This is a genomic window from Klebsiella sp. CTHL.F3a (assembly GCF_019890895.1).
In the GTDB taxonomy this organism is placed as follows: Bacteria; Pseudomonadota; Gammaproteobacteria; order Enterobacterales; family Enterobacteriaceae; genus Klebsiella; species Klebsiella grimontii.
Genome location: NZ_CP082360.1, coordinates 2,136,891 through 2,149,341, shown reverse-complemented (window position 1 = coordinate 2,149,341; position 12,451 = coordinate 2,136,891). Strand labels below are relative to the sequence as shown.

Below are 12,451 nucleotides of genomic sequence, written 5' to 3'. Positions count from 1 at the left end.
AAGGCTGTTTTCACATTTCAAACCGTTTGCCGAATAATTCTCCACTTTGGGCAAAAAGTCCCGTTCGCCCACCGCATGTTACGTTTCTTCAACCTGCGCGCGGGTCTCATCGGCCCGCACTTTCGTTCGCGGATACTTCCACAGCCAGCGCCCGCTAACCATTCGGCAGTAAAAAAGAACGCCGCGCACCGCCCAGTCAAGCACCATCCCGAGCCAAACGCCGATAACACCCATCCCCAGTACAATCCCCAGCGTATAGCCCGCCACCACGCGACAGCCCCACATACCCAGCATGGAGACCCACATGGTGTAGCGCACGTCACGCGCCCCTTTAAAGGCGCACGGCAACGTCCATGCCATCGCCCAAATCGGCATAAAGAAGGCGTTCAGCCACAGCAGCTCTTTTACCACCACTTTGACATCTTCTTCGCTGGTATAGAACGAGGCAATCAGACCGGCAAGTGGCGCGGTTCCCCAGGCAATCACCGTCAAAATGATGGTCGACAGCCAGAAGACATGCCACGCCTGACGCTCCGCCTGGCCAATCTGCCCTTTTCCGAGACGTCGGCCGGTAATAATGGTCGACGCCGAACCGAGGGCATTCCCCGGCAGGTTGATCAGCGCGGCAACCGAGAAGGCGATAAAGTTGCCGGCAATCACGTTGGTCCCCATCCCGGCGACAAACATTTGCGTCAGCAGCTTGCCGCCGTTAAACAAGACCGATTCAATGCTGGCGGGAATACCGATACCCATCACTTCCCAGATAATGGCGAAGTTAAACGGCTTAAAATAGCTCTTCAGCGAAATGCGTAGCGCTGGGTTAAAACCGATCATTAGCACCCAAATGGTGGCCACCGCGCCAATATAGCGGGCAATCGTCAATCCAAGACCGGCGCCGACGAATCCCATGCCGGGCCACGAGAAAATGCCGTAAATCAGGATGCTGCTGATGATAATGTTAAGGATATTCATCCCGCCGTTGATCAACAGCGGAATTTTAGTGGTTCCAGCGCCGCGTAGCGCGCCGCTGCCGATCAGGGCGATGGCCGCGGCTGGATAGCTCAATACCGTCAGTTCAAGGTAGGTGAGCGCCAGACCTTTCACCTCTTCTGTCGCATCTCCGGCGACAAAATTAATAATTTCCGCGCCAAAAGCATGGATAACGGCCGCGAGAATAATCGAAAACAGGGTCATTATCGCCAGCGACTGGCGCGCTGCCGCCCTTGCCCGCCGCCGGTCACGTTTGCCCAGGCTAAACGCCACCACCACGGTCGTACCGAGGTCGATGGCGGCAAAAAAGGACATAATCACCATGTTGAAGCTATCGGCCAGGCCAACGCCCGCCATGGCCTCTTTACCGAGCCAACTGACCAGGAAAGTACTCAACACGCCCATCAGCAGTACGCAGGCGTTTTCCAGCAAAATCGGGACCGCAAGCGGGCTGATTTCACGCCAGTAGAGGACGCGATAGCTCTTGCGTTTTTTAAACCAGGACGTGCGTTCGACGGACTGGCGTAAGGCGGCGGTGACGTTCAAGGGAGACCTTAGTGAGAAAAGTTGAAACTACATTTCAAATGATGATAGAGAAAAGCTAATCCTGCAAAGCATTTTTCCCGATAAATTGTCGATAATGGCGACAATTTGTTGATGGATGCGCCAGTTGAACAACAGACGGCGAATAGATGTTTGACAAAAGTTTTTTCGCCGCTAAGATACGACTCCACAACGATTCCTCTGTAGTTCAGTCGGTAGAACGGCGGACTGTTAATCCGTATGTCACTGGTTCGAGTCCAGTCAGAGGAGCCAAATTCTTGTTTCTATGCGTCTCAGCATGTCTCTATAGTGTTTTGATTCAGAGAGTTAGCGTAGAAACTTGTCTCGGTGCATATTGATTTATCTCTCCGCATCGGGACAAATTGGTGGTCTGATCTGGGGTCATTTCAGTTCGATAATGGAGTGACCACCACATGTCCCTTACTGACAGCAAAATCCGCGCTACTAAACCTTCAGCAATCCCCTTTAAACTGACCGATTCTCATGGTCTGTTCTGCTCATCAATCCTGGTGGCTCGTGTCTCTGGTATCTCAAATATCGTTTTAACGGCAAAGAATCCCGCATTGCACTGGATGTCTATTCTGTCGTCTCTCTGTCAGAGGCTGGCTACTAAACGCAGCTCACGCACGCCGGAAATAGCGTTTAAAACTGTGGTGCTGGCTTAGCACAGGAACAATAAAAAAATGGTAGCAGAATACCGCCGACCGCCTACTTGCCAGCATGCAGAATCATATCTTCTCGGTTATAGGGCATCTGCCAGTTACCGAACTTAAACTCAGAGGAGCATAATCAGTATGTCGGAAGATCTCTCAACGTGGATGGTTCGTTTTACAGGAATACTTACACTCAAGTTGCTAATGAAGACGTTACTAATATCGTGGAGTATTAATCAACGGAGAGCAGGTCAGTCATGAAATACAATAAAGTGACTTCGGAATTGAATCCGCCATGAATCATTATTCAAAATTAAACGAAGATAAACTCAAAGAATATACTTTGAGTTTATCTTTATATGGAAAATCACACTATAACTGTTTTTCCACTCTCAATAATCAGAGAATCTTCTTTTAGAAGAACGCCTTTAAAGAGAAGTTGTTCAATTACCTCTGAAATAACTTTACGTAAGGTCCCACTTGTTGCTTTAAACCCAAGAGATCTAGAGATAGACATAACTATTTCTTCTTCTGTCGCACCAAGGTTATTTTTTACTACCTGTGAAACACCGACAGCAATCTCTTGAGGTGGCAACATTTCGGATTTACGCAGTCCCAACGACTGAACATTTTGTCGGTTTCGTAAGACAATCTTTGATTTCTGATGTATTAAAAATTGTCCATCCTGAAGGATATCACCTTTGTTGCAGACCAGATTAACAGCCCTGTTCACAACGGCCTCAATTCTGGCCCCTGCACGTTGTAATCCCCAGGCAGTTCGCAACCTGGTGATAACCTCGCTTACATGAACAGGAGATTCAACCTCAACTATCTGCTCAATAATTTCGCTGAGAATACCCAATGGGGTTTCATGCAGTTCATACCCCATATTAGCGGATGGGGTAGCCTCCACATAGGCAATCTCAGATTCTTTTGCAATATCCGAATCGACAAGACCAATCTCGACTACAGGTCCTCTATCGACAGTCACAATTTCAACAGGTACCGCACGAGTCCTTTGCTTCAATTGTTCAGTCCGTTCTGAGAGCTCTTTTTTGGCAGACTCTATAGCCTGAAGTGTTCGTTCCAACTGTTCTTCAGGCCGGTGGAACCAATCCGTACTCCAGATACGATGGATAATCCACCCATGATCTTCAAGTACAGCCTGACGCAAGCGATCTCGTTCTCGCGCAGAACGTGATGAATGATAAGCACGGCCATCGCACTCAATACCAATCAAGTATCGCCCTGGCATATCTGGATCAGCAATAGCTAAATCTATAAAGAATCCAGCAATACCTACCTGGGGATGGACTTGATAACCAGCTTTCTGAAGCGCATCAGCAACCTGCTCTTCAAATACACTATCCATTTCTCTTTCAGTCCGTTGAGCTAACGATATCCGACCGGTACGGGCATATTGTAGGAAGAGTTTAAAGGCAAATACACCTTTGCCCTTTGCTCTTTCCAAATCAATATCTTCGTCTGTGATCGAAGCGAAAACCTCACATCGACGTTTGGCTCGACTGATTAATACGTTCAACCTTCTTTCCCCTCCCTCTGATCCCAGAGGACCAAAACGCATCGCCATGTATCCTTGCGTATTTCTGGCATAGCCGACGGAGATCATAATTACATCACGCTCATCACCTTGTACGTTCTCAAGGTTTTTAACGAAGAAAGGCTCACTCGGATGCGCATTGAAGAACTCTTCTAAATCGGGATTCAGACGGCGTAGTAATTCAAGCTCGTCCTGAATAGCCTTACGCTGGGAAACAGAAAATGTTGCAACGCCGAGCGACTGTTCCGGATATTTACGGGCATGCTCCATGATTGCTTTAGCGACAGCTTTAGCTTCTACCGTATTGGTTCCCTTACCACCTGATTCGAACACACCATCCGGGATGTGGTGGAATTGTAGACCCATGCCTGCTTCCTGAGTGTACGGACTCGGCACGATGAAGAGTTTATTCTCATAGAACTGACTATTGGATACAGCAATCAAGGATTGATGACGGCTGCGATAGTGCCAACGCAACATACGTTGAGGTAATCCCCTGGCAACAAACAGGCCCAATACACTCTCTATATCCGCAACCTGAGATACTTCATCACCATCATCATTAGCAGCAGATTCTGTCATCTTAGCGAAGAATCGTGTAGGTGGAAGTTGGCGTTCATCCCCGACGACCACAACCTGCTTACAGCGAGCAATTGCACCAATCGCATCAACAGGTTGTATCTGACTCGCTTCGTCCATGACCAGAAGATCGAACTTTTGTTTTCCCGGGATGAGGAATTGAGCAACAGATAACGGGCTCATCATCATGACCGGCTTGAGTGCTTGAATCGCCACTCCAGCCTTCAGCATTAACTGACGAATTGGTAGATGCCCCCTCTTTTTCACCATTTCCGAACGCAGAACCCCCACTGGGCCAATACCGCCGCTCCTGGAAGGGATTTGTCTATGATGGGCACGCACAACCTCAAGACTGGCGGCTTTGATACGTTTAAGGTCAAGCTCTGCAAATCCTGCAACCTGACGAGAATGAAGCTCTCCATCAAAACGCACTAAATCGGGTTCTTCGAGAGCCATAATTTTAAGTAGCGACTCAAAATAGGTTCGCTCTACGGCAGAAATAGCAGAATCTAGCGAAAGATCTCCACTAGCGAGTTTTTTTACTACCTCAGATAATCCATATTTTCGAGCCTGCGTAATACGATGCTGATACGCAACCCATTTAGAAAGTTGTTCTGAATTCTCAGCCCATGTTTGAAGTTTCTCGCACACAAGCGCTATCATTAATTTATCAGATGATGAGCCCAAAAGGGTTCCGATAGTTCCTTTTAATTCCGTCGCGATTTGTTCCAGTTCATTGACTATCTTTTGGCTGAACAGGTGAGTTTCTCGTGCAATATGGGCAGTTTCAATTTTGTCTGTCAGTTTTGCCGCTACGAAACGTAACGCACCGTTCTCCTCTAACCAGGAACAAGCCTGACTCAGATAATCCCAATCAGATGACAGCTCTTTCCACTGTCCGTCAAAAGCGCTTTTTGCAAGCGGGGCTTCTGCACGTATTTCTGCAATCAGTTTCTGCAACTCAACCATTCGGTTAATTAGCTGGCTACGCTCATCAATACGAACAGGAGGGTTAATCATTACACGAAAGCATTGTTCATCAATCGCTATGAGATTTTGGATTTTCTCTTCAATGAAAACTAATGGGACGCGGGTGATAGATACCTGATTGGAAAAATATTCCTCAGGTGATAAACCGAACGCGCTCCATAGGATGTCCAACTGAGTCCGAACTTGCAGTAGTAACTGACTTAGTTGTTGCGCACGGAGCTTCACACCTTCCCGGTCGATAAGTCGGCTGGCCAACAGCCGAGCCTCAGCGCCTACACCACGGAGCGTTCTCATCCATTCAACTAATGCCATTAAAGAAGAGCTGTCACTTCTTTCGCCACGCCAATCGCTACCGAAGGCAGAGTGACCAAAATCATTGCCTTCCTGAATTTTTTTCCTCTCTGCCTGCGCCCTAATCAACTTGTCCAACAATAAGATCTGCTGCTCAACGGGCAACGAACGATCTCGCAGTAAAGAACCAACAAGTCCCCTCGCTTTTCTCCAGTTTCCATTGAGGTATCGGAAAATACCAGTATGGCTAGCCAGAAGATTCCTGGCCTCCTGAACATCCGTATTCCAAGCTACCTCATTAATTTGGGAATCAAGAGCTTCGCTAACGGTTCTGAAGGAGGCAATCGACTCAACCAGTTCAGCAGCTTTCTCAATACCATGATCCCAAACTGATGCGATAAAGGCGTCTGGACTAGCATTAGGGGCAGCAGCAATTCTTTCACCCAAGGTGATAAGACGTTCTATTTCCTGAACGGTGTAATACCCTTCCTGAGTACCGAGTTCTTCATGCAAACGAGCAGCATCAAGACGCAACTTAGATAAAGGTTTAACCAGAGCAAGAGCGGCGGAAAAGCCATTAACCTGAAAATCACGAGGAAACCTTGCCAGCGCATCTTCCAGCTCAGTAACTGGAGTTTCAATTTCTTCAGTTACTATATCTACCTCAAGATCTAAGCGGGCTTGCTGATACTGCTTACCCACCGCAACAAGTCGTTTGATTGCAGGCGCTTTATCATGCCAAACAGCAGAAATAAAGGCTTCCGCTGACAGGTCTGGTGCTTTATTGATACATTCAGCAACCTCAACTAATTTATAAATTGAAGAGAATGTTTCCGGTACGGGTGTAACGGAAAGCTCAGCAGACAGATTTGCAACAACGTTTTTAAGACGTACGACATCTCTTTCAAGCTCTTGCAGACGTGGAAGTAATTTTTCTACATCTATAGGTAATATCTGCTCAAGACCAACGCCACTCCACGGATGCTGAGCGGGCAAACCAATATCTCGGATGCGATCAACAATCTCTTTCACGAGCTCAAGACGTTTCTCAAGATCGCTGGCATTCCAATGTTCAAATTCTTCGAGATGAAAATCGGTCGGGGCCTGGCCTAACTGACGTAATCGAACAAGATGCCCCATGACCTGATAGGGAGAGAAAGTTGAAGGATGATATATCTTGTGCAGCCTTGCTGGATGCTCGTTAAGTTTATCCCTCGCCTCCGTTAGGTTTCCTACCAGTGTGTCTGGAAACTCACCTCTAGGCGATCCCAGCTCCCAGACCCTTTTCAATTCCTCCAGGAAGACCCTTTTATTCGTCTTGTTACTATGCAACTCTAAACAGGCGTCGCCCACACCCGCATGGTCAAGGCGACGTTTCACTACTTCAAGAGCAGCCATTTTTTCTGCAACAAATAAGACAGTTTTGCCATCTGCCACTGCAGAAGCAATGACATTCGCAATCGTCTGAGATTTCCCTGTCCCAGGAGGACCTTGAATGATAAGGTTTTTTCCTTTCCGTACATCATGGATAGCAAGAGTTTGAGAAGTATCGCTATCCATGATATGGAGCATATCCCTCGGCGAAATAAAAGGATCTATAGGTGCATCATCTGAAATCCTTTCATCCCTCTCATCAAACCCATCAACCATAAGTGACTGGATAAGAGGTTGTTCTGTGATATTGTCATTCTCTGGCCAGTTTTCTGGATCTAAATCCCGGTACATGAGGAATTTAGCGAAGGAGAAGAACCCCAGAGTAATATCGTTTTCTTGAACGCTCCAGTCAGACTTTGTCTGCACAGCCTGAGCAACCTCATCGATATATCCAGAAAGATCCAGCTCCTCATCAGTGTTGATCTTAGGCAATAAAATCTCATGTGTTCGCTGTAGATATGCCTCCAGAGAAAGGTTTTCAATAATCTCATCCTGCCTTGCCCGTAGTTTAAACCTCTCACCAGCAGTTCCACGCTCAAGAGACGCGGGGATCAAGATTAAAGGGGCATATCTAACATTTTCTTTATTATTGGGATCAATCCATTTTAAGGTACCGAGCGTCAGATAGAGTATGTTTACACCCTGTTCTTCTTCTAACGTTTTAGAATCGTGGTAAAGATCCAACAATCTCTTTTGCAAACCTTGCGGAGTTAGCCTTGTTTGTAGTTTTGTATCCTGATGCTCAGCACTGATTGCTTTTGGATCAACATCATCATCAAAAACAAGCAGCCGATCATCAACAAGAGCATCATCCGAATCCGATACAATGCCCTCATCATCAATTAGCTCCCCCTTCTTGCCTTCCCGTCCCGGTAGAAAAGTAAATACTTTTCCTTCTTTAACCAGTAAACGATAAATCTCAGTAGACCTCTCATCGATAATTTCTAAGAGTTTGGTTGTTTTAGAGCGAGGAATATTGAGGAGTTTATTGCGCGCAGATAAGTCAAGAAGCTCTGTACGAGCTCGCTCTAGTTTTTGCTGAAGAGAAAGATTATTATTCTTAAACAGTGAGTCTTCGTTATCATTCATGGCTGGGATTCCGTAGGTTCCATAACATCATCATTGCATACCCAATCTATAGTGTAACGAAGGTATTCAACGTCAGAATCCTACTATCTTAGCCATTTTTTTAGGACAATTCTAATAGATATCTTTGAAATCAAGGTAGGTAGAATGGTATCCATAGTAGGTTCATTCTGATAAATGAGTTACAGGCCTTGACCTGTTTCCTATGGAGTGCCCCCTTACTGTTAAGATACCTTTATCATTGAAAGGATAGGGACTTCAGGCTTAGCCTACTTATTAGCCAGTTAATGGCAAAGGCGATCCCAGCCAGGGGAACCCTATTAGAAAATCCCGCTCAGGAAACTAAGCGGGATTTTTGCTTTTCAGGCTGACCGTTCCGCTGCTCAACCGCTCACGGTTTACAGTTCAAATCCGTAGTGAGAACCATCCGGCAACTCAACATCAAGACGTAGCTTGCCGCCGGTGGCTTCAACGTAACGTTTGAGCGTGGAGAGCTTCAGGTCGCGGCCCGGTTTTTCCATTCCCGCGACGGTAGGCTGCTTGATACCTAATTCCTGCGCCATTTCCACCTGCGTTTTCTGCACCCTCTCACGCAACTCAGCAAGGTGAATATTGAGCAAAATATCCTTAGCCATAGCCTCGGCTTCGGCCACAACTTCAGGTTTTTCATCCGCAATAAGCTGTTCCAGCGTTCTGCCCATCGCGTTACTCCTTCTCTTTTAATATGTTCAGCCAGTTCGTATATTCCCGGTCAGCCACCGGGAGAATCTCATCGTAAAAACGTTTTTCATTGCTGACCTTATTTCCGGCGCAAAGCACAATACCGGTACGGGCCGGGTCAAAAGCGAAAAATGCCCGTATCGGCTCGCCCCGGCTCTGAATACGCAACTCTTTCATGTTGCTGTAGCGGGAGCCTCTGAGCGTATCGGCATAAGGTCTGGACAAACCCGGCCCCTTTTCTCGCAGGACCAACAGCGCTGCAAGCACGCTGGCCCTATCGGTATCGTTGAGCGAGGTAAACCAGCGCTCAAACGTATCCGTTGTTTTAATCATCCACACGGGACCTCCAAATCAATATAGGTCAAATACTATATAGGTGTAAACCTATAAAATTGATTATGGAGAGAGGGGACACGAGATTCATGCGTCGTTACTGCAAAGCTGAAGACGCATTCAGCTATTTCAGTGAATAACATGCAAGGCATTCACCGTTTTACGACCTGTCCCGAAAAAGCCGTTCAGGTATTGGCACAGTGCATGCTGAGTTGTCGCGCGTCACTGACGTTCTCTCGGTCTCCCGCCTGCAACTCAGAGAGTCTCGACAACCCTAATTTCGGGATTTAGCTTTTCAATCAGCCCGTTAATGGCAAAGGCGATCCCAGTCAGAGGAGCCATATTAGAAAAGCCCGCTTAAGGAAACTTAAGCGGGCTTTTTGTTTACCGCTACGTTGAGCGTTTCGGGAAAATCAGGCTGAAAACGATTTGCGCGCCCGGCTGCTGCGGCAGGCACTGAGCGCGGGCCTCACCGCCGTGCAGAGTCATAATTGCGCGTACGATCGACAATCCCAGCCCGCTGGCGTGGCTACTGCGCGCGGCGTCTGCACGATAGAAACGCTCAAACAGCTTTTCCAGATGTACCTGCGCAATCGGCGGGCCTTGATTAATCACCTGAATAATCTGTCGGTTTTCTTCCATGCCGGCTCGTAAGATGATTTGGCTCGCTTCATCGGCATAGCGAACCGCGTTGGCCACCAGGTTGCTTAATGCCCTCTGAAACAGCATCGCATCGGCCCGCAGTTGCCCTTCACCTTCGCAAATCAGCTGAATTTCGCGCTCCTCCGCCAGCCCCTCGAAATAATCCGCGACACGCTGTAGCTCCTGAGCAATATCCAGTTCCCGGCAGTTCAGCACCGACTGCGCATGGCTGGCGCGCGCCAGAAACAGAATATTTTCCACCATGCGTGAAATGCGTTCCAGCTCCTCCATGTTGCTGGAGAGCAACGTTTCATACTCCTCCACGCTGCGAGGCTGATACAGCGCCACCTGACACTGGCCCATTAGCGCCCCCACCGGCGTGCGGATCTCATGGGCCAGATCGGCGGAAAACCGCGTCAGGCGCTGATAGCCTTCGTTGAGCCTGTCGAGCATGGCGTTGAAGGAGACAATCAGCTGCTGCAGCTCCTGCGGTGCGTCCTGTTCGCTCAGGCGAGTCGCCAGCGTACTGGGCGTGATGACCGCCGCCTCAGCGGCCATACGCCTTAATGGCCGCAGCTCGCGACGCATCACCCAGTAGCCCAGCAGCGCAATCACCAAAAAAGCCGCCGCCACCGCCGCGATGACGCGCCACAGGTAGCGCGCCAGCATTTTCTGTTCATTTACCATCACATGCGCGACAGAAATTTGCAGTACCCTGCCATCTTCCAGCGTCACCAGCCCCGACGCCACACGCAGCGGAACCCCCTGCCCGGTCATCCCGCCCTGTACCTCATTCAGGCGCTGCGGACGATCCGCCGGCGTCGGCGTCACCGACGGTAATTGAATCCTGGCAGGATTCACCTTAATTAACGGAGCCTGTCCCGGAATACGAAAGATTAAAACGTCCTGCTCGTTGCCCAACATGTTTTCGAACATCCCGGTGTTCGCCACCAGCCGCTCCAGCGGAAAGCGTTTACTCAGGACGTTTCGGTAATATTCTATGCGCCCGGTCACCTGCCGATCGCTACGGTGAATCATCTCCTGACGCATGGCGTGATATAAGTAACCCCCGGCGGCGCTGACCACCAGCGCTGCAACCAGGGCAAACAGAACGGCGCTTCGCAGCGTCAACGATGTCGCCTGCCAGCGCCGGGCCAGCACCTTCATGAGCGGACCTCGCAAACGTAGCCGATGCCGCGTACGGTATGAATAAGTTTGATATCGAACGGCCGGTCGATTTTGGCGCGCAGGCGTTTGATCGCCACATCCACCACGTTGGTGTCGCTGTCGAAATTCATATCCCATACCTGCGAAGCGATCATGGTGCGCGACAGCACCTCTCCTTCACGCCGGACCAGCAGATGCAACAACATAAACTCTTTGTTGGTTAGCGGTATTACGGTGTCCTGACGGGTGGCTCTGCGCCGCAGCACATCAATATGCAGGTCGGCAATGTCATAGCGATCGGATTCCCGTACGGTTCCGCGGCGCAACAGCGTACGTAACCTGAGCACCAGTTCGGTAAAGGAGAAAGGTTTGACCAGGTAATCGTCCGCCCCCAGCTCCAGGCCATGAATACGGTCCTGCACCTCGTCGCGGGCGGTAAGAAACAGTATCGGCACATCGCTTTTCTTGCGTAAAACATCAATAATCTGCCAGCCGTCAAGCCCGGGCAGCATGACGTCGAGCACAATCGCATCGTAACCATACTCCAGCGCCCGAAATAAGCCGTCGGTACCGTCGCGCGCCAAATCAACGCCGTATCCGGCCTCCGTTAACCCCTTCTTCAGGTAATTACCGGTTCCGATATCATCTTCCACCACCAATATGCGCATGCTTAACACCTCTTCACGTCTGCGGACAGATTAACAGTTTCTGCGCCGCGTCTTGATGACATTAATGTCATCAAACGGACATGGTGTTGTCCCGATCGCCTGGCCATGCTTAACCGGCAAACCATTACAGGAGAATGTCATGCATACACGCCATCGTATTGCCGGTTTACTGTTGTCCACCCTGATGCTCTGCAGCGGCATCGCCGCTGCAGAGCAGGCGCCGGCTAAAGCTATCGCGCCGCTGCGCGGCACCATCGCCCAGGTCTCGGATACCGATCTGCAAATCAGCAACCGTCAAGGGGAAAAGGTCGACGTAAAGCTCAACGACAAAACGCAGGTTTTTAGCGTCGCCAAAGGTTCGATCGACGATATCAAGCCGGACAGCTTTATCGGCACCGCAGCGGTCCCCCAGGCCGACGGTAGCCTGAAGGCGCTGGAAGTACACGTGTTTGCCGCCAGCCTTCGCGGCACGGGCGAAGGACACTCTCCGTGGGAGTCCGCCGACGGTAAAATCAACACCATGACCAACGGCACCATCGGCAAGCTGGTAAACGCCAACGGCCGCACGCTAACCGTTAAATACGGCGATCGGCAAAAAAACGTCATCGTCCCTGACGATACGCCGGTGGTGACCATCAATCCCGGCGATCGCGGCCTGCTGAAGCCCGGTACGCATATCGTGCTGTTCTCCGCCACTAACGATAAAGGCGAGCGCGTCGCCACCCGCATTTCCGCCGGAAAAGACGGTACCGTACCGCCGATGTAATCCAGGA

Annotated in this window: 8 protein-coding genes, 1 tRNA gene and 1 pseudogene; 3 read left to right on the top strand and 7 right to left on the bottom strand. The window is 49.5% G+C overall.

What is annotated here, in order from left to right:
• Positions 1–78 precede the first annotated feature (78 nt).
• Positions 79–1,536, bottom strand: coding sequence for an EmmdR/YeeO family multidrug/toxin efflux MATE transporter (locus K7H21_RS10120; protein WP_123829136.1), 1,458 nt, complete (start codon positions 1,534–1,536; stop codon positions 79–81).
• An 8-nt stretch (positions 1,537–1,544) separates the two neighbouring features.
• A complete protein-coding gene (locus tag K7H21_RS29345) occupies positions 1,545–1,724 on the bottom strand; it encodes a DUF5951 family protein (protein WP_220676329.1) in 180 nt (59 codons plus the stop codon).
• A 6-nt stretch (positions 1,725–1,730) separates the two neighbouring features.
• Between K7H21_RS29345 and K7H21_RS10110 the strand changes: the two genes are divergently transcribed.
• Both K7H21_RS10110 and K7H21_RS28960 read left to right on the top strand, forming a co-directional pair.
• Positions 1,731–1,806, top strand: a tRNA-Asn gene (locus K7H21_RS10110).
• A gap of 161 nt (positions 1,807–1,967) precedes the next feature.
• Positions 1,968–2,334: pseudogene (locus K7H21_RS28960) on the top strand (Arm DNA-binding domain-containing protein); the annotation flags it as partial.
• A gap of 240 nt (positions 2,335–2,574) precedes the next feature.
• Here the strand turns inward: K7H21_RS28960 and K7H21_RS10105 are convergent.
• The 5 genes from K7H21_RS10105 to K7H21_RS10085 form a co-directional block, all read right to left on the bottom strand.
• Positions 2,575–8,151, bottom strand: a complete 5,577-nt coding sequence (locus K7H21_RS10105; protein WP_142481682.1) for a DUF3320 domain-containing protein — start codon at positions 8,149–8,151, stop codon at positions 2,575–2,577.
• Between the two features lie 395 nt (positions 8,152–8,546).
• On the bottom strand, positions 8,547–8,849 hold the full coding sequence (locus K7H21_RS10100) for a helix-turn-helix domain-containing protein (RefSeq protein WP_142446694.1): 303 nt from the start codon (positions 8,847–8,849) through the stop codon (positions 8,547–8,549).
• Positions 8,850–8,853: 4 nt separating this feature from the next.
• Complete coding sequence (locus K7H21_RS10095) at positions 8,854–9,207, bottom strand: type II toxin-antitoxin system RelE/ParE family toxin (protein ID WP_223035749.1); 354 nt, start codon at positions 9,205–9,207, stop codon at positions 8,854–8,856.
• Between the two features lie 384 nt (positions 9,208–9,591).
• Positions 9,592–11,010 (bottom strand): heavy metal sensor histidine kinase, encoded by a 1,419-nt coding sequence (locus tag K7H21_RS10090; protein ID WP_223035748.1) that lies wholly within the window; start codon positions 11,008–11,010, stop codon positions 9,592–9,594.
• Positions 11,007–11,678: a heavy metal response regulator transcription factor gene (locus tag K7H21_RS10085; RefSeq protein ID WP_004122240.1), complete on the bottom strand. Its 672-nt coding sequence runs from the start codon at positions 11,676–11,678 to the stop codon at positions 11,007–11,009. The genes K7H21_RS10090 and K7H21_RS10085 overlap by 4 nt, the downstream gene beginning before the upstream one ends.
• 139 nt (positions 11,679–11,817) lie before the next feature.
• Here K7H21_RS10085 and K7H21_RS10080 point away from each other — a divergent pair, with 139 nt between their 5' ends.
• Positions 11,818–12,444 (top strand): hypothetical protein, encoded by a 627-nt coding sequence (locus K7H21_RS10080; protein WP_112166276.1) that lies wholly within the window; start codon positions 11,818–11,820, stop codon positions 12,442–12,444.
• The last annotated feature ends 7 nt before the right edge of the window (positions 12,445–12,451 follow it).